Raw genomic sequence first — 20,926 nt, forward strand, 5'->3', positions numbered from 1 at the left:
ATAGGCAGACCATGGCACAGGACACAGATATGACGGGCAAAAGCTTCGAGGACGCGCTGCGCGAACTCGAAACGGTCGTGGGCAAGCTTGAACGCGGCGATGTGCCACTGGAAGAATCACTGGCGCTTTATGCGCGCGGCGATCAATTGCGCTTGCATTGCGAGGCGCGGTTGCGTGAGGCACAGGCCCGGATCGAACAGATCACGCTCAACAATGTGGGTGCGCCCGCTGGCACTGTGCCGTTCGATGGCGCCTGATCAATTCGCCGCGATCGTCGCCGCCACCGCACAGGACGTTGACACGGCCTTTGATCGCTTGCTGGCCGTGCCGGATGATCCCCGCGCCCGGCTGTATCACGCCATGCGCCATGCCGCGATGGGCGGTGGCAAAAGGCTCCGCCCGTTGCTCGTCCGAGCAACCGCGCAATTGTTCAACGTCGATCTGGTGCAGGCGCTGCAAGCGGGCCTCGCGGTCGAATGCATCCATGTCTATTCGCTGATCCATGACGATCTGCCCTGCATGGACGATGACGACATCAGGCGCGGCAAGCCGACCGTGCACAAGGCTTTTGACGAGGCGACCGCCGTATTGGCGGGCGACAGCCTCCATGCGCTGGCGTTCGAGCTGTTGGCGAACAACCATGTGCTGCCCGACCCGTTCGTGCGCTCCAGCCTCAGCCATGCCTTGGCGCATGCAAGCGGCCCGCAGGGCATGGCAGGCGGACAGATGATGGATCTGGTGGCCGAGACCACGCCGTTCGATCTGGCGATGGTCACAAGGCTGCAACAGTTGAAAACCGGCGCGTTGATCTCATTCAGCGTCGAAGCAGGGGCCATTCTCGGCCATGTGCCGCCGGAAGGCCGCACTGGCCTGCATGGCTATGCGCGTGATGTTGGCCTCGCATTCCAGATTGCCGACGATCTGATCGATGCCGAGGGCGATGCCGCCATCGCGGGCAAGGCCGTTGGCAAGGATGCGGCGCAGGGCAAGGGGACATTCGTGTCCCTGCTCGGCATTGATCGCGCCCGCGCACAGGCATCGGCGCTGGTAGAACAGGCGCATGCGCATCTGCACGGATTTGGGGAGGAGGCGGACCTGTTGCGCGCCATCGCACGGTTCGCTGTTGAGAGGGACCGTTGAATGCCGGAAAAAAAGCATCGTATCGGCGTCTATCCAGGCACATTTGATCCGCTGACCCTGGGCCATCTCGATATCATTCGGCGCGGGGCCAAGCTGGTCGATCATCTGGTGATCGGGGTCACGACCAATGCGTCGAAATCGCCGATGTTCTCGCTTGAAGAACGCATGGAAATGGTGACCCGCGAAACCGCCGATGTGCCGGGCAAGGTCAGCGTCGTGGCGTTTGATTCACTGCTGATGGACTTTGCCGAACGCGAAAACGCGACGATGATCGTGCGCGGCCTGCGAGCGGTCGCCGATTTCGAATATGAATATCAAATGGCGGGCATGAACCAGCAATTGAACGACCGCATCGAAACGGTGTTCCTGATGGCGGATGTCTCGCTCCAGCCAATCGCCTCCAAGCTCGTCAAGGAAATCGCGATCTATGGCGGCAATATCGGCAAGTTCGTGACCCCGACCGTGCGCGCACAGGTGGTGGAACGGATCAACACCACCGGCCGTCTGCGGGGTGTCTGTTAAGCCGCGCTTGTTCACACTCAGCTAAGATGACGGGCGCTACGCCCAAGTCACCCAAATAACGACAGATAGAAAGCACCGCCCGTGAAGTGGATTAGCTCGCTCTTAACAATTTTCGCCCTGTCGCTCGGCAGTGCCACGGCTATGGCCCAAAGCGCCCCCGCGCCCACCGCCCCGGCAATTGATCAGGCGAATGTCCTGCATCTCGAATTGTCGACCGGTGGCACCGTGGATATTCTGCTGCGTCCTGATAAGGCCCCGGCGCATGTGGATCGTATCCGCATCCTCGCCAATCGCGGCTTTTACAATGGCCAGATTTTCCACCGCGTGATCGAAGGCTTCATGGCCCAGACCGGTGATCCGACCGGCACTGGTATTGGCGGTTCCGACCTCCCCGATCTGAAGGCGGAGTTTAACGACCTCCCCCATTTCCGTGGCACCATGTCGATGGCCCGCGCCGAAAGCCCGGACAGCGCTAATAGCCAGTTCTTCATCATGCTCGCCCCGAACTTCCGCCTCGATGGCAAATACTCCGCGCTTGGCCGGGTGATCAGCGGGATGCAGTTCGTCGATGCGATTGCCAAGGGCGAACCGCCTGCCAATCCGTCCAAGATCGTCCGCGCATGGATGCCGGACGCACCGCTTGCCGCGCCTGCACCGGTAATAGTCGCCACGCCCGTGGCCGCTGCGCCGGAAGCCTCCCCTGCACCGGAAGCCGCGCCAGCTCCTACCCCAGCAGAAGCCGCACCGCCCCAATAATGCGCGTCGACCTGTTTGATTTCGAGCTGCCGCCGGAGCGGATCGCGCTCCGGCCCGCCAGCCCGCGCGACTCCGCGCGGATGCTGGTGCTGAACGGCGACGCCACATCCGACCAATCGGTATCGGACCTGCCCGATTGGCTACGCCCTGGCGATTGCCTCGTGTTCAACGACACCCGCGTCATTCCCGCGCAATTGCAAGGCACGCGCGGCGAAGCGAAAATCGGCGCAACCTTGCACAAGCGCGAAGGCCTGCGCGGCTGGCGCGCCTTTATCCGTAACGCCAAAAGGCTGCATGACGGCGACCGGATCGATTTCGGACAGGGCGTCACCGCCTTGGCCAGCGACCGGGCAGAAGACGGCAGCTTCCTCCTCAGCTTCGACGGGGAAGAACCGGTCGAAATCCTGCTGGAACGCGCGGGCACGATGCCCTTGCCGCCCTATATCGCGGGCAAGCGCCCGACCGATGCGCGCGATCTGGAGGATTACCAGACGATGTTCGCGCGCGAGGCAGGCGCCGTCGCCGCCCCCACCGCCGCGCTGCATTTCACTGATCGGCTGATGGCGCAACTGGCGGCACGCGGGGTGCGGCATGAAACCCTGACGCTCCATGTCGGCGCGGGCACGTTCCTGCCGGTCAAGGTCGATAACACGACCGACCACCAGATGCACGCCGAATGGGGCCGGATCGAACCCGACACTGCCGAGCGCCTGAACGAAGTCCACCGCGCGGGCCACCGCATCATCGCGGTCGGCACGACGTCGCTGCGCTTATTGGAAAGCGCGACGGGCGAAGACGGCATCATCCAGCCATTCGCGGGCGACACGGCGATCTTCATCACCCCCGGCTATCGTTTCCGCGCGATTGACGGATTAATGACCAACTTCCACCTCCCCAAATCGACATTATTCATGCTGGTGAGCGCGCTGATGGGCCGGGAACGGATGCAGGCGGCCTATGCCCATGCGATTGCGGACGGCTATCGTTTCTACAGCTATGGCGATGCGAGTTTGTTGTTGCCAGCCTAGTCCCCGTTTCGCATAACCGCCCCATATAAATGGGAGCGTAAAGTGATTGATTTCAACAACAAGACCGTCTTCAAACTGAAGCAAAATGACGAATATCAGCGCATCGTCGGTGCGCTATTGATCGATGGCGAGCGGGTATTGGGCGCGTATAAGTCTTTTCGCGATGGGGTGGTGTTTACCGACCGCCGGATCATCGCCGTCAATGTGCAGGGCATCACCGGCAGCAAGAAGGACTTCACCTCACTGCCCTATAAAAATATCGTCGCCTTTTCGGTGGAAACGGCGGGGACGTTCGATCTCGATGCGGAGCTGGAAATCTATTTTTCGGCGCTCGGCAAGGTGAAGTTCGAATTCACCGGCAAGACCAACATGGTCGAAATTTCCAACCTGATCGCGCGGGCAACGCTGTAACCCGATCTTTGGTGTTTTGTGGTTGTGGAGGCGAGAGGCTGAACCCGGTTCGGCAACTCGTCTCCACCCTTTTCATGTCGAATTTCATTGGTATGGCAACGGATTGTGGTTTAATAAGTTTAAACTTGTCGTAGCTGTCATGGTGTCTTGCTGCGGTCTATTATGGCCTCGGCTGCACCATCGCCGGAATAAGTCTTGTAACTGTGTGCGTTCACATGCGTCCTTCTCTCATCAATTCTATGGCGGGGAGAGTTATGAGGCTCAGGCAAGCAAGCGGCATCATTGCACTCATCAATATTCTCCTGACGCTCGTTTCGGCGTTCAGCGTGTTGTTCGTGATCCATATTTCTCACCAACGCCGGGACATTGCCGCCGCGATGTTCGATAGCGCGACTGTGGCGGGCAATCTGACCAGCCTCACAGTCGATACCGGCACTGCCGCCCGCGCTTTTGTCGCGACAGGCGATGCGCAATTTGAAGCCGCGTTCAATTCTGCGCGCCAGAAAATCGCCCCCGCTTGGACGAGCGGCATCAAACAGTTCGCGCAACATGAATTGACCGAAACCGAACGCACCGCGCTGGATCGCGCGCGTCGCACCGCCGATCAGGCGGTGGCAATAGAGGCGCAGGCTATTACCGCGTTCAAATCCGGTGACCGCGCGCGCGCAACCATGCTGTTGCAGGGCCGGGCCCATGATGATCTGAGCTTTGCCGCGATCAGCCAGATCAGCAACGTCCATCGCCTGATCCAGCAACGGCTCAACACCAAAAGTGCGTCATTGGGCAACAAGCGCGATTTGACCATTGCCAATGCCAGTCTGGTGGTGGGCTTGAATCTGTTGGTGGTACTGGTGACGTTGGTCGGTTTTTACCGTCAGAAACTGATTGTCCCGCTGCTGACCCTGATTGAACAGGCGACGCGCCTCGCCAAGGGCGACCGTAGCGTAGAATTCGACTATCGCAACGAGCCGTCCGAGCTGGGCGAACTCGCCCGCGCCTTGCAGGGGTTCGGCGTGTCGATGTATCAGCTTGATAACCAGCGCCTGATCCATCAGCGCTCGGAAAGCTGGTATCGCCGCATCGTCGATTTCTTTCCCGACGCATTATTCGTGGTCAGCAGCGATGGCGTGATCCTGCGGGCCAATACCAAGGCTCATCAATTATTCGGCTATGATCGGGGCGAATTGATCGGCAAGAATATCGACTTGCTGACCCCGCCCGATGTCCGCCTCCGCCATGCCGATCTGCGCAACCAGTTCATGCAGCGCGGGCAAAATGTCGGGCTGGGACAAATGACCGGCGACTTTCGCGGTTTCAGCAAGGCCGGTGTCGAATTCCCGATCGAACAGGCACTCCGCATCATCCCCGCGGTCGAAGATCGCCCCGCCAGCGTGCTGGTCGCCGTGCGCGACATCAGCCAGCGCAAGCAATATGAACAATCATTGGCCGATCAATTATCGTTCCAACAGGTGCTGCTCAACACCATTCCCTATCCGATTTTCCTGAAAGGGCTGGATGGCCGTTATCAGGGGTTCAATCAGGCCTATCTTGATTATTTCGGGATCAAGGCAGAAAATCTGCTCGGCAAGACGGTGTTGGATTTCGAGCTGTTGCCGCTGGAAGATCGCGCCATCTATCATGAGGCCAACGCCCATATTTTGAAAAATGGCGGCAGTTTCGTTTCAAAAATGCGTATCCCCGATGCGGCAGGCGAATTGCACGAGACGATCTATCGGCTGAACGGTTTCAACGATAGCAATGGCCGGCCTGCCGGGCTTGTCGGTATATTGGTTGATCTCAAGGTGGAGGAAGCCGCGATCAGCCATCCCTTAAGCGGCGACATCTCTTATGCCGACCTGCAAGCGCAACCCGCCCATACAACGCCCCAACAGGAAAGCCATGTCGATCTACCGGCCACGGACATACCTATCCTCGCCGCGATTGAAACCTGCATCCGATCCGGCATCAGCGGCAAGATGGACCTGATCCAACAGGTCGCGCATGATACGGGCGCCAGCCGCCACAAGGTGCAGCAACTGCTGGACACCTATACCGGCAACGACCCGGCGCGGCATCTTTGGGCCTATGCGGTCGGCCCGCATAATGCGCAGATATTCGAACTGATCGAATCCCTGCCGACCAATATCGACAGCGAGAGCAGCGCCAATTCCTGAGCTATGTCAGTCTTGGCCTTCACCCCGCCAACGGCTGACCGTTTCAACGACCAGATCATTATCATCCTGCCGCTGATTCCATAGGTCGGAGAAGATCGGGTCTTCGGATGCAGGCTTCAAATCCGCCTCCAGCGTATCCAGCCGGACTCGCACCGGCACCGGCACGCCCTCGCCGCACATGATGCATTCGCGGTTCTGCAACGCCGGGATGGTGTCGATAAAGCTGCGCGCCCCTTCCGGCAGGCTGTCGCGGATATAATCCTGATCGCGCACATTGTTGAGCCGCATCGCGATGATGGTCCCGCATTGCGACAAGGCCACATCCGATAATTCCGATGGCCGTTGGGTGATCAGCCCCAAGGACACGCCATATTTGCGTCCCTCGCGGGCGATGCGTTCAAGCTGCCGCTCGGCAGACAGGGTCGCGCCCGGATGACGCGACGGGAGGTAGCGCTGTGCCTCTTCGCACACCAACAGCACCGGCAACCGCCGTTCGCGCGGTGCCCATACGGCATAATCAAAGATCAGGCGCGACACGGTCGATACCACCACTTTGACAATCTCCGATGGCACGCCTGCCAGATCGATAATCGAAATCGGCCGATCATCGGTGGGAAAGCGCAACAAGTCCGAAATCAGCTGCGTCATCGAATTATTGCGAAGCTGGGCATTGAAGATGAATGAGAAACGGCGGTCAGAGAAGAATTGCTCGATATTGAGCCGCAGCCGCATATAGCGATAGGTCTCCGCCTGCTTGTCGAGACGGCTCATTTCATCCTGCAATGCCTCGATCAGGTCGCTCAGCAAATAGGGGATCGGGCTATCCGCCGTGATCTTGCTCGCATCTTCCAGCATGTAATTCTTGGTGCGCGCCTTCAACAGGCATTTCGCCATGATGTTCACATCAATCGCCATCCGGTCATCCGATGCGGCGATAAAGGCTTCGCAATGTTCCCGCAGGTTCATCACCCAATAAGGGATCTGAAGATTGTCGACATTCCACACCTTGCCGACCGAACCAAAGGCCGCAGCATATTCGCCATGCGGGTCGAGCATCACAATATGCCCTTGGGGGGCTGCCGATATGATCCGATGCAGGATCAGCGCGACCGTGGTCGATTTGCCCGTACCGGTGGAGCCGACCACCGCGAAATGGCGGCTGAGCAATTTGTCATATTCAATCGACGCACGGACATCGGCGGTCGGATAGACCGTCCCCACCTCGATATGGGCGCGGTCGCGCGGGGCAAAGGCAAGGCTGAGATCATCCTGAGCGGCCAGAAACACCCGGTCGCCCGGATGCGGGTATAGGGTCACGCCACGGCGGAAATTGACCAGCCTGCCATCATCGCCCCGGTCGCCTTCACCGATAAAGTCGACCTCCGCGATCACCGAATGGTGATCGACCCGATCCATATTGATTTCGGTCAGCGTACCAAGCAGCCACACATCCGCCAGCGCGATTTTGACATGGCCGCCAACCGATGTCGCCGCGCGTTCCGCCTCGCCCGCCGCCGCGCGCAATGCCACCAATGTCGCCACATCCAACCGGCAGATGACCTTGTTCCCGCTGATATCAAGGACAATGCCAAGTTCATCGCGTTCGGTCGTGCTCAGGGACATAGTGCAGCCTTTATGGTTATTCTTATCAGATGGGTGCGCGCATCAAAGGGGCCTCGCCAACAGATGGCGACCCGTTTCTGCAACGACCCGTGACGCGGCTTTATCACCGCCTCGCCCGTTGTAATTATTAATTAATTAAATGGAAGGATCAATTTAGGCTGTGCGCGCCGCGATGCCGCAACCGAGGTTCAAGACCTATAGAAACCGCTCCACCACGAATTGACGCAGCAGATTTTCCGGATCGAGCAACAAGCGCAAGGTCAGGCCCAAGGACACGATAATGATCAACGGGCGGATCACCTTCGCCCCATGGCGGACGGCATAATGCGTGCCGATCCACGCGCCCGCGATCTGTCCCAGCCCCATCGCGATGCCGACTTTCCAGACAGGATAGCCCGCAATCGAAAAGGCCACTGTCGCGATCACATTGCTGGTCATGTTCAGCACTTTGGTATGCGCGGTCGCGCGGGTCAGGCCCATGCCATATAAGGCGACCAAACCGGCGGTGTAAAAACTGCCCGCGCCCGGCCCAAAGAAGCCATCGTAAAAACCAAGGCCCGCCGCCGCCACCGTAAATCCACGCGTGGACAAACGGCGATGCGCATCCTCATCATGCATCCGTGGCGAAAACAGAAAATACCCTGCCGCCAACAACAGCAACAACGGAATCACGAATTTCAGGCCGCCCGGGCTGACGCTCTGCACCGCCCATACCCCGATACAGGCACCGACCGCCGCGCCGATAATCGCGGGCGTGATATAGCGCCATTCGACCAACCCGGCCTTGGCAAAGCGATAGGTCGCGGTAATCGTGCCGAAAATACACTGCGCCTTATTGGTGCCAAGCGCGGCCAAAGGCGACATGCCGGTCGCCAAAATCGCGGGCAGCGCGATCAGGCCACCGCCCCCTGCGATGCTGTCGATAAAGCCTGCGCACAGCCCGACCAGGCTCAACAGCGCGATAATGTCCCAACCGATTTCCATGTATGCGCGCCTTGCATGACCAGCATCACAAATCAAGCGCGTCGCTTTTCACTTGCCATGCCTTATCCGCTTGTCGCAGGACCAAGCGCCATGAATAGCGCCACACCACCCCGTTTCCAGTTCGACATCCACGCCCGCGATGGCAAGGCCCGCACGGGCGTCATCCAGATGCGGCGCGGCGAGATCCGCACCCCCGCCTTCATGCCGGTCGGCACCGCCGCGACCGTCAAGGCGATGCGCCCGGAAGAGGTGCGCGCGGCAGGCGCGGATATCATTCTGGGCAATACCTATCATCTGATGCTCCGCCCCGGCGCGGAACGCATGGCGCGGCTGGGCGGATTGCATCGTTTCATGGACTGGGATCGCCCGATCCTGACGGACAGCGGCGGCTATCAGGTGATGAGCCTGTCGGCCCTCACCAAGATGAGCGAAGAGGGCGTCGCCTTCCAAAGCCATCTCGATGGCTCGAGGCACATGATCTCGCCCGAACGCTCGATGGAAATTCAGCGCCTGCTCGGCTCCGATATTGTCATGGCCTTTGACGAATGCACCAAAAACGGCGCGACTCCGGATGAGGCCGCGCGATCAATGGAACGCTCGATGCGCTGGGCCAAAAGGTCGCGCGACGGGTTCGACAGCGGCACCGAACATGCGGCGCGATCCGCCCTGTTCGGCATCCAGCAAGGTTCGCTCGATCAGCAGCTCCGCCAGCATTCGGCAGAGGCGCTGATCGACATCGGTTTTGACGGCTATGCGATTGGCGGCCTTGCGGTGGGCGAGGGGCAAGAGGCGATGTTCGGCGTGCTCGATTACGCACCGGGTCAATTGCCGGATGAAAAGCCGCGCTATCTGATGGGCGTGGGCAAGCCGGATGACATTGTCGGCGCGGTCGAACGCGGCGTCGATATGTTCGATTGCGTGCTGCCGACAAGGTCTGGCCGCAATGGGCAGGCGTTTACATGGAATGGCCCGGTCAACATCCGCAACGCGAAACATGCCGAAGACATGTCCCCGCTGGATGAACGTTGCGGCTGTCCGGCCTGCACCCGCTTTTCGCGCGCCTATCTCCATCACTTGATCCGTTCGGGCGAAATTCTCGGCGCGATGCTGATGACCCAGCATAATATCTGGTTCTACCAGTCGCTGATGCAGGGCTTGCGCGATGCGATTGCATCCGGCACCCTCACGGCATTCGCGGATAATTTCCGCCTGCATTACAAGCGGTCCGCCGCATAACCGACCAAGGCTAAACCCCATGTCCTTCGACTTTGACCTGTTCATCATCGGCGCCGGTTCGGGCGGCGTCCGCGCCTCCCGCATTGCCGCCTCGCATGGCGCCAAGGTCGCGGTGGCCGAAGAACATCGCGTCGGCGGCACCTGCGTCATTCGCGGCTGCGTCCCGAAAAAGATGCTGGTCTATGGCGCGCATTTCGCCGAAGATGTGCATGATGCGGCCCGTTTCGGCTGGGACATTCAGGGTGCGAGCTTCAACTGGCCGCGATTGCGCGATGTCGTGCTGGATGATGTAACCCGGCTGGAGGGTCTGTATACCCAGACGCTCAACAACAATCATGTCACCCTCTTCCCCGAACGCGCAACCATCTCCGGCCCGCATGAGGTGACGCTCACCTCCGGCAAGACCGTGACGGCGAAGGTCATTCTCGTGGCCGTTGGCGGCTGGCCGACGATCCCGAACGTACCGGGGGCCGAATATGGCATCACCTCGAACGAGGTCTTTCACTTGGACGCCCTGCCCAAGCGCGCGGTGATCGCGGGCGCGGGCTATATCGCCAATGAATTCGCGGGCATCCTCCATGCGTTTGGCGTGGAGGTGACACTTGTCACCCGTGGCGACCGGATGCTGCGCGGCTATGATACGGAAATCGTCGACCGGCTCGTCGCGATGACAACCGCCAAGGGCGTAGATGTGCGCTTCGACTTCCCGTTGCAGGGCATCGCCAAACAGGAGGATAACAGCCTCATCGTCGATGGCGGGGATCAAGGCCAGATCGAAACCGACATGGTCCTGTTCGCCATTGGCCGCAGCCCGAAAACCCAAGGACTCGGCCTCGAACATGCGGGCGTGGCGGTGGACAAGTCAGGCGCGATTATCGTCGACGCCCATAACCGCAGCAATGTGGCCAGCATCTATGCGGTCGGCGATGTCACCAACCGGGTGCAACTCACCCCGGTCGCAATCCGCGAGGGTCATGCCTTTGCCGATACGGTCTTCGGTAACAATCCGCGCACCGTCGATTATGACGCGATCCCGACCGCCGTGTTCAGCAGCCCGCCGCTTGCGGGTGTTGGCCTCACCGAAGAAGACGCCCGCGCCCAATATGGCGATGGGATCAAAATCTATAAATCCGACTTCCGCCCGATGAAGAATGTCGTCTCCGGCAGGCAGGAACGCGGCCTGTATAAAATGATCACCGCCGGGCCGGATGAACAGGTTGTCGGCCTGCATCTGATCGGCCCGGACTCGTCAGAAATCCTGCAAGCCGCCGCGATTGCGGTCAAAGCGGGCCTCAATAAGCAGGCGTTCGACGACACCATGGCGCTGCACCCCAGCATGGCCGAAGAACTGGTATTGATGAAATAAGGGGGGACGCCCCCCCAAAAAAATCACCTACGCTTTTCGTTAAACCAGATCCCGATCAACGCCAGCTCGTACAAGATGATCAGCGGCACCGCGAGCAACAGCTGCGACACAACATCGGGCGGGGTCAGCACTGCCGCGACCGCAAACGCCCCGACAATCGCATAGCGCCGCCCGGATGACAGTTGCTGGCGCGTCACGATGCCGGTCATTTCCAGCAGCACCAGCAACACCGGCAGCAAAAACGCCACGCCAAAGCCGAAAATGAACTTGGTCACGAAATCGAGATAATTGCCAATCGCGGGCAAGGCCTCGGATGTCACGCCGCCGAAATTGCCCTGATAGCCAAGCAGGAAATGCAGCGCGACCGGCATGGCAAAGAAATACGCGAGCGACGCCCCAAGCCCGAACAGGATCGGCGTCAACAGCAAAAACGGGAGAAACGCGCGCTTTTCCTTGGCATAAAGACCGGGCGCAATGAACTTCCACGCCTGAATCGCAAATACCGGAAACGCGAGCATCAACGCCGCGAAAAACGCGACCTTCAATTCAACGAAAAACGCCTCGAAAATGTCGGTGTAAATCAGCTTGCCCTGCCCGGCCATCAGCAAGGGACGCACGAGGATCGTGAAGATCGGCTTGGAAAAATACATGCACACGCCAAAGGCCACGGCCAACGCGCCGAAACTCCACAACAACCGGTTGCGCAGCTCCACCAGATGTTCAAGCAATGGCGCCTTGGATTCATCAAGATCGTCGATCAAGGCAGGTTCAACCTTCTTGGCGGGCTGAAGGATCAGCGGGCGTCACGGGCGCAACATCGGCGACATCGGCATCGTCTGCGACCGGAGCGACAACGGGCGGCGGCGCAATCAAATCAGGCCGGGGTGTCATCACCGGATCGGCATCCGCCAATGCATCACGCTCGGCATCCGTCATCGGATGTTCGCGCATGATCCGTTCATTCTGTTCGGCCCATTTGCGGTTCAGATCGTCCATTTCCGATTGGCGGATCATTTCATCCATGCCCGCGCGAAAATGCCGGGCCACGCCGCGCGCCTTGCCCAGCCAATGACCAACCACACGCATCACGCGCGGCAAATCCTTGGGGCCAATCACGACCAGCGCGACCACTGCCACCATCAACAGTTCCGACGAAGCCACATCAAACATGGACCGGGCCTATGCCGAAAAAATCAACGCGATTGCTCTTCGCGCGTTTTGCTATTTTCGATCACCGGCGGCACGACGGGCGGAGCATCGACCTGCTTGGTCGTTTCTTCCTCTTCGGACATGCCTTTTTTGAACGCTTTAATGCCCTTGGCGACATCGCCCATCATATCGGAAAACCGGCCCTTGCCGAACAACAGCATCACCAGAATGCCGACGACCAACCAATGCCAGATGCTGAAACTACCCATTCGGAAAACTCCTTTGTCTCTCTCTACTCTTCCTCGGCGCGGCTTTCCAGCGCGAGTTGCATCACTGTCTCATCCACCGGATCAAGCAAGCCCGCCGCCTTCAAATCCTCAATCCCCGGCAGGTCGCGCCGTGACACAAGGCCGAAATGCGCCAGAAACCCAGCGGTGGTCGCATATAATAACGGCCTGCCGGGGCTTTCGCGCCTTCCTGCCGGACGCACCCAGCCCGCCTCCAACAGCACATCCAGCGTGCCTTTTGAAATCTGCACCCCGCGAATAGCCTCAATCTCGCCCCGGCTCACCGGTTCATGATAAGCGATGATCGCGAGCGTCTCGATCGCGGCCCGCGACAATTTGCGCGGTTCCTCGCGCTCGCGCCGTAGTAAATGCGCCAGATCGCCCGCCGTCTGGAAATGCCATTTGCCGCCGCGTTCGACCAGATTGATCCCGCGCCCGGCATAATGCGCCGCAAGGCTGCGTAATGAGGCCATCAGCCCCGGCAATTCTCCCAAATGACGGGCAATATCCGCCTGCGACATCGGTTCTTGCGCGGCGAACAGCAACGCCTCCAACGCCCGCAACCGCGCCTCTTCCGGCAGGCCGATCGGCAAGCCATCCAATGCTTCACCGCCGTCCTCGAATGTCATTTCCTCAGCCATAATTCTGGCCCTTACGAATCATCAACGGCGTAAACGCCCCGTCCTGCGCCAGTTCGACCCGCCCCAATCGCGCGAGTTCCAGCGCCGCGACAAAGGACGACGCCAGCGCCGACCGGCGATAGGCCGGATCTTTATCCGCAGGCAGGAACACCCCGATTTCGGCCCAGTTGATCTGCGCCCCGACCAATCGCCCGACCCGCTCAATCGCCTCATCCAATGGCATGACATTGCGGACCCGCACGAAATGCACCGGCGGTTCGGCCCGCGCCCGCAAATGGCCATAGGCCGCAATCAGATCATATAAAGACGCATCCCACGCCGTTTTACGCAGGGTCCGCACCCCCTCTGGCACCCCGCGCAGAAAGACATCGCGCTCCAGCCGATCACGCCCCATCAACCGCGCGCCCGCCTCGCGCATCGCATCCAGCCGCTGCAACCGCAATTGCAGGCGCATCGCCAATTCTTCCGGGTCCGGATCAATATCCGCCGGGCGCGGCAACAACAGGCCGGATTTCAAATAGGCCAGCCACGCCGCCATCACGAGATAATCCGCCGCGAGTTCGAGCCGCAGTTGCTTCGCATCCCGGATGAAGTTCAGATATTGATCGACCAAAGCCAAAATCGAAATTTCGCGCAAATCGACCTTTTGATTGCGCGCCAATGTCAGCAACAGATCAAGCGGCCCTTCCCAGCCGCCAACCTCGATCACCAGTCGCTCAACGTCGCTCGTGTCCGGCGCCTGCTCGAAAAACAGGGACGCCGTCGTCATCAGGCCACCAGCGCCAATAGCGCATCGCGCTTGGCCGTGACGGTGGCGAAATCCTCGCCCGCCAAGGGGTCGGCCCCAACCACGCTCGCCATCGCCCGTTCCAGCCGGAGATGCGCCAGATCGCTGATCTCGCCCAAGGCCAAGGCAATCGCCTCCATCTCGGCAAAATCGCCCGAACAATGCAGCGCCACATCGCAGCCCGCGCGCACCACGCCCTCGGCCCGTTCGCCAAAGCTGCCGGTCAACGCCTTCATCCCCAGATCATCGGACATCAGCAATCCGTCAAAGCCGATCCGCTGGCGAATAATATCGGCAATCACCAATGGCGACAGGCTGGCGCAGCGCGCCGCATCCCATGCCGGGTAAACAATATGCGCGGTCATCGCCATCGGCGCATCATGCAGCGCGATGAACGGCGCAAGATCGATTTCCAGCTCTTCGGCAGTGGCATCGACCACCGGCAGATCGAGATGGCTATCGGCGAATGAACGGCCATGGCCGGGAATATGTTTGATAATGCCGACCACGCCCGCCGATGCCATGCCGTCCAACACCGCCTGCCCCATGGCGGCGATACGCTGCGGCTCTGCGCCCAAGGCCCGGTCCCCGATAATATCATGGGCATCGGGCTGGCGCACATCGAGCAACGGCAGGCAGTTCACATTGATGCCCGCCTGATGCAGCATCAACGCAATCGCCCGCGCATTGGCCCGCGCCGCCTCAATCGCCGAAATCGGCGCGACATCATAAAGCCGGTCAAACAATTCCGCCTTGGGAAATGCAGGCCAGATCGGCGGCTGCATCCGGGCAACGCGGCCACCTTCCTGATCGATCAGGATCGGCACATCATTACGCCCGGATAATTCGCGCAAGCTATCGGTCAACGCCCGCAACTGCGCCTCGCCCGAAATATTGCGCTTGAACAGAATATAACCCGCCGGGTTCGAGGCGCGAAACAAGGCGCGCTCCCGTTCCGTCAGCACCTCGCCCTCAAGTCCAAAAATGACCGGCTGCATATTTCTTCCCGATTAAGACTATTTGGACGGACCGCCTGATGCCCAGCATAAGCGGTCCATTCACAAAGGCAATGCGGCCATGACAGGCAATTAACGCCAGCTTGGCCTCATTTTCCTCACGCTCGCAATTGAGATTACCCGCGCAACGTCGCCCCTTGCTTGACGGCAGCGGCGACAATCTTTTCCGAAATGGCCTTCAACGCCGCCTCGTCATAGCTCTTGTCGACCGGCTGCAACGCCACTTCGATGGCGACTGATTTCTGCCCTTCCGCCACGCCTTGGCCGGTGAACAGATCGAACAGCCGCACCGCGACGATATTGACCTTGTCCGCGCCGCGTACCGCACGCAACAGCCCATCAACCGGCTCTTCCGCCTGCATCAGGAACGCAAAGTCGCGCCGCACCGTCTGCAATGCAGGCGGGGTATAGGCCGGACGCATAAAGCCATCCTTGGACTTTTTCACCGGCAGGGCATCGAGATAAATCTCGATCGCGACCACCGGCCCTTCAAGCCCGAATGTCTTGGCCGTCGCCGGATGCAGCGCGCCAAAGCTCGCGACCACCGTCTTTGGCCCCAGCCGCAATGTCGCGGATTGGCCGGGGTGAAAATGATCCCCCGCCTCACCCATCACCTGCAAATTATCGACCGGCGCACCGGCTGCCGCCAGCAAAGCCAGCGCCTCGGCCTTGGCATCGAACGCGTCAAAGCCCTGCGCCTTGCCCTGTTGCCAGTTACGCGGGCTGCGTTCGCCCGCCAGCACCACGCCCAATGTCAGGCGCTCGCCCTCGGCCAGATAACGCCGCCCGATTTCAAACAGGCGAATGCTGTCCGCGCCACGGTCGGCATTGCGCTGCGCCGCTGCCAACAGGCCGGGCAACAACGAAGGCCGCATAACCTTCAGATCTTCGGAAATCGGGTTGGACAATGTCCACACCCCACCGCCAAAAGCCGCCGCCTGCGCTTCCGGCAAAAACGACCAGGTGATCGCCTCTTGCAGGCCACGCGCCGCCGCCGCACGCCGGGCGCGACGTTCCACCATCTGCATCGGCGTCGCCGTCGGACGGGCCACGCCCTCAGTGCGCGGCAATGGCGTGCTCGGCACATTGTCGAGACCGATCACGCGGATCACTTCTTCCACCAGATCCGCCGCGCCATCGACATCGCGCCGCCAGCTCGGCACAGATACCGTCCAGCCCGCATCGATCTTGAAGCCAAGGCCCGTCAAAATCGCGCGCTGCTGCGCGTCCGGCACCGCAACACCGCCCAGACGCTCGCTCAATTGCGGGTCATAGCGGATCGTGCGGCCCAATTCAGGCGGCTGGCCGGAACGGACGATCTCGGAGGCCTCGCCACCACAAATCGACAGGATCAGCCCGGTCAGCAATTGCGTCGCCTCATCGAGAAACGCCGGGTCCACCCCACGTTCAAACCGGCTGCGCGCATCGGATGCGAGCGCCAGTCTCTGGCCGGTACGCGCGATATGATCCGGGTCGAAATAGGCGACCTCCAACAACACATCGGTCGTCGTGTCGCTGCACCCCGAATGTTCGCCACCCATGATCCCGGCAATGTCATGTACGCCATTGGCATCGGCGATGACGGTCATGCTGCTGTCCAGCGCATATTCCTTGCCATTGAGCGCGGTCACGCGCTCCCCGTCCTTGGCCTTGCGCGCCACCACCGGCCCCGCCAACGTGGACAGATCATAGGCATGGCTCGGGCGACCATGATCGAGCATCACATAATTGGTGATGTCGACCAATGCGGAAATCGCGCGCTGACCCACGGCCTGCAACCGTCGCTGCATCCAATCGGGCGATGCGCCGTTGGTGACGCCCCGGATGACGCGGCCATAAAAAGCCGGACAACCCGGCAGATCATCGGTCCGCACCTCAATCGGGCAAGGGAAAATGGCGGCAACCTGCGGGATATTGAGTGGCTTCAACCCGCCGAAACCAGCGGCGGCAAGATCGCGGGCAATGCCGCGCACACCCATGCAATCCTGACGATTGGGGGTAATCGCCACATCAATCACCGGATCGTTCAACGCGGCATAATCGGCGAAATCCGTACCAATCGGCGCGTTTTCCGGCAATTCGATAATGCCGTCATGGTCCTCGCCCAATTCTAGTTCGCGGGTCGAACACATCATGCCATTGGATTCAACGCCACGGATCGCGGCCTTACGCAGCACCATGCCATTGGCCGGGACAACCGCGCCCTCAATCCCGAACACGCCGATGAGGCCTGCGCGCGCATTGGGTGCGCCGCACACAACCTGCAACGCGCCATCGCCCGCATCGACGGTCAAGACCTGCAATTTATCGGCCTGCGGATGCGGCGCGGCGGTCAACACCTTCGCAACCTTGAAACCCGCGAGCTTTTCCGCCGGATTCTCAATGCCCTCGACTTCCAGCCCGATCTGCGTCAGCGCGACCGAAATGGCGTTGATGTCGGCATCCGTATCGAGATGCTCTTTCAACCAGCTCAGGGTGAACTTCATGCGCCCACTCCCCCAGACAAGGTGGGCACATCCAGCGCCGCAAAGCCATAATGTTTCAGCCAGCGCAGATCGCCGTCAAAAAATGCGCGCAAATCATCCATCCCGTATTTCAGCATCGCCAACCGGTCGACCCCGGTGCCAAAGGCAAAGCCCTGCCATTCATTCGGGTCCAGCCCACAGGCTTCGATCACCTTCGGATGAACCATGCCGGAACCGAGCACCTCCATCCAGCCTTCCGATCCGCCGATCACACGGCGGCCCGATTTATCGCGGGTGAAGCCGACATCGACCTCTGCCGAAGGTTCGGTGAACGGGAAATAGCTGGGCCGCATCCGCAGCACGACATCATCGCGCTCGAAAAAGGCCTTGAGAAACGTTTCCAGCGTCCATTTGAGATGGCCCATATGGATGCCGCGATCGATCACCAGACCTTCGATCTGATGGAACATCGGCGTGTGGGTCGCATCCGAATCCGAACGATAGACGCGCCCCGGCGCAATGATGCGGAACGGCGGCTTTTGCGACATCATCGTGCGGATCTGCACCGGCGATGTATGGGTCCGCAGCAGCATCTTTTTCCCATCAACTTCATCGGGGAAATAGAAAGTGTCATGCATCGCGCGCGCCGGATGGCTTTCCGGGATATTGAGCGCGGTGAAATTATGCCAGTCATCTTCGACTTCCGGCCCGGTCGCGACGGCAAAGCCAAGGTCCGCGAAAATTTCCGCCAGTTCGTCCATCACCTGACTGACCGGATGGACCGATCCTGCGGGAAATGCGGGCGCAGGCAATGTCATGTCCAATTTCTCGGACGCAAGCCGCGCATTCAACGCCGCGCCTTCCAGCGCCGCCTTGCGGTCGGCAATCGCATTGGTCACGGCCTCGCGCAGGCCATTGATCAACGGACCTTGCACCTGCCGCTCGTCCGGCGACATGCCGCCCAGCGACTTCAACAATGCGGATACGCTGCCCTGCTTGCCGAGCGCCGCCACGCGCACAGCGTCCAGCGCTTCCAGCGAGGTCGCCGCAGCAATTTCAGCCAGCAATTGGGCCTTAAGATCGGTCATTTCGCTCATCTCGGATAATTCCAGTGATTTTCCGTCAATATAACTACCGCGTCATTCACGCCTGCGCGGGAATGACAGGGGTTGAGAAATTTGGGTTCCCCTTAAGGCTTCTTTGCGACAGGCTCAAACCCTAATCCAATGGCGAGATCAACCCATTCGGGGTTAGCGGCCTCAATCAGGCGCAATTTCCAGTCGCGGCACCATTTTTTCAGGCGCTTCTCCCGCTGAATCGCGGACTCCATTGTCCCATGCTGTTCGAACCAGACCAGGAGGTTGATATCATAACGACTGGCAAAACCGGGGGTTACGGATGTCCGATGCTGATGCAGGCGCTGGATCAGGTGGAGGTCACGCCGATATACAGCGTACCGTGGCGACCATTGGCGAGCAAATACACGGTCGGTTGAAACACATCGCGCAACGCTTACACTCCACTAAGTCCGCCCTTCTTCTGGTACTCCCACTCTTTTCTCACAATTTCCGCCCCTCGTCACCGCCAGCTCTCTATCTCTATATCCCCGCCGCCCCTCGTCACCGTCAACCTCTTCTCGTCATTCCCGCCCCCTCCTCGTCATTCCCGCGAAGGCGGGAATCCAGAAGCACTCATCCGACAAGTTGCGAACCAACCTCCAAACGCCGCGCATCTGGATTCCCGCCTTCGCGGGAATGACGAGGAAAAGAGACTACGGAAGAATGAAAGGAGGCCAGAAATGACGTTTAACTATGCAGGTTTGACGAAAATAAGCAGACACGCCAACAAACAAAAAGGGGCGCCGAAGCAATTTGCCTCGACGCCCCTTTTGTAACCTAGTCAGTGCGCGTTACGCAGCCTGGGGCAAAGCCGCCTTGGCTTGTGCAACGATTGCGCTGAATGCAGCGGCTTCATTCACTGCCAGATCGGCCAGGACTTTCCGGTCCAGTTCGATGTTGGCGAGCTTCAGGCCGTGCATGAACACGCCATAGGTCAGGCCTTCCATGCGGACGGCAGCGTTGATGCGCTGGATCCACAAACCACGGAAGGACCGCTTCTTAACCTTACGGTCGCGATATGCGTATTGTCCGGCCTTTTCGACGGCCTGACGAGCGATACGGATCGTGTTCTTGCGACGGCCATAATAGCCCTTCGCCTGATCGAGAATCCGCTTATGCTTGGCGTGGGTGGTAACACCCCGTTTCACGCGTGCCATAAATTATATCCTCCCGATCTCAACGCAGGCCGTACGGCGCCCACAGCTTCACTGTGGGGCTATCGGCATCCGACAGCACAGACGTGCCGCGATTCTGGCGGATATATTTCGAATTATGGCTGATAAGACGGTGACGCTTGCCAGCGACGCCATGCTTGATCTTGCCATTTGCGGTGATCTTGAAGCGCTTCTTCACACCGCTCTTGGTCTTGAGCTTGGGCATTTTGGTCTCCTTACAGTAAACCGATCAGAGATGAACATGGCAGCCCATTTGAGCCAGCCCATCCGTTCGGAACGGCGGCGAATAACAGATCGTACCGATTCTGCAAGCGCGAACCGACTCTTCGCGCCCCAGCCCGGATAGCAAATGCGCTTTATTGCAAACCCGACACGCCAAACACGAGAACCGTCGGTTCCGGCTCCGACAATTGGAAGGTCGCACCCGCATCGCGGATCAGATTATGCACCAGCCACGCCACCGCTGCGCGGGGGGTCAGCGCATCCGCCGCCGTATCGCCCGCCAGCGCCGTGCGCAATTCCGGATCAAGGATCATGCGCGGACCGGAGGCGCGGATCACGATTTCGCTGCCTTCCGCCGCAATATCCAGCTGCCCGCCGCGCACCAGCGCATCGGACGCGATCAGCGACAGATTGAGCAACGTCTTGATCGCGGGCTTGCTCAATGTCGGCTGCGACACCATCCAGCCCAATGTCGTGCGACTGTCCGCGCCGATCAGTCCCTCAATTGCCGCCTTGGCCTCGCGCACATCGACCAGATCGGCAAAGCCACCGGCCGCACCAAAGGCAAGGCGAAAGAATTTCAGCTTGTTCGCCGATGCCCGCGCGCTTTCATTGAGCAATTCCATGCAGCGCGCGCGCATATCGGGATCATGCTCATCCGCCAGCAATTCCAGTCCGTTGTTGATCGCGCCCACCGGGCTCAACAGATCGTGGCACAACCGCGAACACAGCAAGCTGGCAAAATCGATCCCGGTGTCAGTCATGCAATTGTCCCTTGTGTTCAAAACGAAACCACTCTTTGGCGCGGCATAGGCCGATATGCAAC

22 protein-coding genes and 1 pseudogene are annotated in these 20,926 nt (G+C 59.9%); 9 read left to right on the forward strand and 14 right to left on the reverse strand.

Annotation, left to right across the window (positions count from 1 at the left end):
• Positions 1 to 11 precede the first annotated feature (11 nt).
• The 7 genes from K6117_RS05455 to K6117_RS05485 all read left to right on the forward strand — a co-directional run bounded on the left by K6117_RS05455 (position 12) and on the right by K6117_RS05485 (position 6,031).
• A complete protein-coding gene (locus K6117_RS05455; RefSeq protein ID WP_221792668.1) occupies positions 12 to 257 on the forward strand; it encodes an exodeoxyribonuclease VII small subunit in 246 nt (81 codons plus the stop codon).
• Positions 247 to 1,140: a polyprenyl synthetase family protein gene (locus K6117_RS05460; RefSeq protein WP_221792669.1), complete on the forward strand. Its 894-nt coding sequence runs from the start codon at positions 247 to 249 to the stop codon at positions 1,138 to 1,140. The genes K6117_RS05455 and K6117_RS05460 overlap by 11 nt, the downstream gene beginning before the upstream one ends.
• Positions 1,141 to 1,662: a pantetheine-phosphate adenylyltransferase gene (gene coaD / locus K6117_RS05465; protein ID WP_221792670.1), complete on the forward strand. Its 522-nt coding sequence runs from the start codon at positions 1,141 to 1,143 to the stop codon at positions 1,660 to 1,662.
• Positions 1,663 to 1,803: 141 nt separating this feature from the next.
• Complete coding sequence (locus K6117_RS05470) at positions 1,804 to 2,418, forward strand: peptidylprolyl isomerase (protein WP_221792671.1); 615 nt, start codon at positions 1,804 to 1,806, stop codon at positions 2,416 to 2,418.
• Complete coding sequence (gene queA, locus K6117_RS05475) at positions 2,418 to 3,446, forward strand: tRNA preQ1(34) S-adenosylmethionine ribosyltransferase-isomerase QueA (protein WP_221792672.1); 1,029 nt, start codon at positions 2,418 to 2,420, stop codon at positions 3,444 to 3,446. The genes K6117_RS05470 and queA overlap by 1 nt, the downstream gene beginning before the upstream one ends.
• Before the next feature lie 42 nt (positions 3,447 to 3,488).
• Positions 3,489 to 3,857: a PH domain-containing protein gene (locus K6117_RS05480; RefSeq protein ID WP_221792673.1), complete on the forward strand. Its 369-nt coding sequence runs from the start codon at positions 3,489 to 3,491 to the stop codon at positions 3,855 to 3,857.
• Positions 3,858 to 4,111: 254 nt separating this feature from the next.
• Positions 4,112 to 6,031 carry a PAS domain S-box protein gene (locus K6117_RS05485; RefSeq protein ID WP_221792674.1) on the forward strand — a complete coding sequence of 640 codons (1,920 nt, stop codon included), beginning with the start codon at positions 4,112 to 4,114 and terminating at the stop codon, positions 6,029 to 6,031.
• Positions 6,032 to 6,037: 6 nt separating this feature from the next.
• Here K6117_RS05485 and K6117_RS05490 read toward each other — a convergent pair whose 3' ends face one another.
• Together K6117_RS05490 and K6117_RS05495 are read right to left on the reverse strand one after the other, a co-directional pair.
• Entirely contained in the window at positions 6,038 to 7,654 is a 1,617-nt protein-coding gene (locus K6117_RS05490) for an ATP-binding protein (protein WP_221792675.1), read from the reverse strand.
• A gap of 195 nt (positions 7,655 to 7,849) precedes the next feature.
• A complete protein-coding gene (locus K6117_RS05495; RefSeq protein ID WP_221792676.1) occupies positions 7,850 to 8,638 on the reverse strand; it encodes a TSUP family transporter in 789 nt (262 codons plus the stop codon).
• 90 nt (positions 8,639 to 8,728) lie between these two features.
• On the opposite strand from K6117_RS05495, the gene tgt reads away from it, so the two are divergent.
• Both tgt and gorA read left to right on the forward strand, forming a co-directional pair.
• On the forward strand, positions 8,729 to 9,874 hold the full coding sequence (gene tgt, locus K6117_RS05500; protein WP_221792922.1) for a tRNA guanosine(34) transglycosylase Tgt: 1,146 nt from the start codon (positions 8,729 to 8,731) through the stop codon (positions 9,872 to 9,874).
• 19 nt (positions 9,875 to 9,893) lie between these two features.
• Complete coding sequence (gene gorA / locus K6117_RS05505) at positions 9,894 to 11,240, forward strand: glutathione-disulfide reductase (protein ID WP_221792677.1); 1,347 nt, start codon at positions 9,894 to 9,896, stop codon at positions 11,238 to 11,240.
• A gap of 23 nt (positions 11,241 to 11,263) precedes the next feature.
• On the opposite strand, the gene tatC is transcribed toward gorA, so the two are convergent.
• The 12 genes and pseudogenes from tatC to K6117_RS05560 form a co-directional block, all read right to left on the reverse strand.
• A complete protein-coding gene (gene tatC / locus K6117_RS05510; protein WP_221792925.1) occupies positions 11,264 to 11,998 on the reverse strand; it encodes a twin-arginine translocase subunit TatC in 735 nt (244 codons plus the stop codon).
• A gap of 10 nt (positions 11,999 to 12,008) precedes the next feature.
• Positions 12,009 to 12,410, reverse strand: coding sequence for a Sec-independent protein translocase protein TatB (gene tatB, locus K6117_RS05515; RefSeq protein ID WP_221792678.1), 402 nt, complete (start codon positions 12,408 to 12,410; stop codon positions 12,009 to 12,011).
• A 23-nt stretch (positions 12,411 to 12,433) separates the two neighbouring features.
• On the reverse strand, positions 12,434 to 12,658 hold the full coding sequence (locus tag K6117_RS05520) for a twin-arginine translocase TatA/TatE family subunit (protein WP_221792679.1): 225 nt from the start codon (positions 12,656 to 12,658) through the stop codon (positions 12,434 to 12,436).
• 23 nt (positions 12,659 to 12,681) lie between these two features.
• Positions 12,682 to 13,317, reverse strand: a complete 636-nt coding sequence (scpB, locus tag K6117_RS05525; RefSeq protein WP_281422093.1) for an SMC-Scp complex subunit ScpB — start codon at positions 13,315 to 13,317, stop codon at positions 12,682 to 12,684.
• A complete protein-coding gene (locus K6117_RS05530) occupies positions 13,310 to 14,086 on the reverse strand; it encodes a segregation and condensation protein A (protein ID WP_221792680.1) in 777 nt (258 codons plus the stop codon). Before K6117_RS05530 ends, scpB begins: the two co-directional genes overlap by 8 nt.
• Positions 14,086 to 15,102, reverse strand: a complete 1,017-nt coding sequence (gene nagZ / locus K6117_RS05535; protein WP_221792681.1) for a beta-N-acetylhexosaminidase — start codon at positions 15,100 to 15,102, stop codon at positions 14,086 to 14,088. The genes K6117_RS05530 and nagZ overlap by 1 nt, the downstream gene beginning before the upstream one ends.
• A 134-nt stretch (positions 15,103 to 15,236) precedes the next feature.
• The gene (gene pheT / locus K6117_RS05540) at positions 15,237 to 17,606 is read right to left on the reverse strand and encodes a phenylalanine--tRNA ligase subunit beta (RefSeq protein ID WP_221792682.1); all 2,370 of its coding nucleotides are present in this window, start codon (positions 17,604 to 17,606) and stop codon (positions 15,237 to 15,239) included.
• Positions 17,603 to 18,682: a phenylalanine--tRNA ligase subunit alpha gene (gene pheS, locus K6117_RS05545; RefSeq protein ID WP_221792683.1), complete on the reverse strand. Its 1,080-nt coding sequence runs from the start codon at positions 18,680 to 18,682 to the stop codon at positions 17,603 to 17,605. The genes pheT and pheS overlap by 4 nt, the downstream gene beginning before the upstream one ends.
• 92 nt (positions 18,683 to 18,774) lie before the next feature.
• Positions 18,775 to 19,094 (reverse strand): annotated as a pseudogene (locus tag K6117_RS14420) (GIY-YIG nuclease family protein).
• Positions 19,095 to 19,494: 400 nt separating this feature from the next.
• Positions 19,495 to 19,860, reverse strand: coding sequence for a 50S ribosomal protein L20 (gene rplT, locus K6117_RS05550; protein ID WP_221792684.1), 366 nt, complete (start codon positions 19,858 to 19,860; stop codon positions 19,495 to 19,497).
• Positions 19,861 to 19,879: 19 nt separating this feature from the next.
• Positions 19,880 to 20,083 carry a 50S ribosomal protein L35 gene (rpmI, locus tag K6117_RS05555; protein WP_221792685.1) on the reverse strand — a complete coding sequence of 68 codons (204 nt, stop codon included), beginning with the start codon at positions 20,081 to 20,083 and terminating at the stop codon, positions 19,880 to 19,882.
• 151 nt (positions 20,084 to 20,234) lie between these two features.
• The gene (locus K6117_RS05560; protein WP_221792686.1) at positions 20,235 to 20,864 is read right to left on the reverse strand and encodes a histidine phosphotransferase family protein; all 630 of its coding nucleotides are present in this window, start codon (positions 20,862 to 20,864) and stop codon (positions 20,235 to 20,237) included.
• Between the last annotated feature and the right edge of the window lie 62 nt (positions 20,865 to 20,926).

Source organism: Alteraquisediminimonas sediminicola (assembly GCF_019740335.1).
GTDB lineage: Bacteria > Pseudomonadota > Alphaproteobacteria > Sphingomonadales > Sphingomonadaceae > Alteraquisediminimonas > Alteraquisediminimonas sediminicola.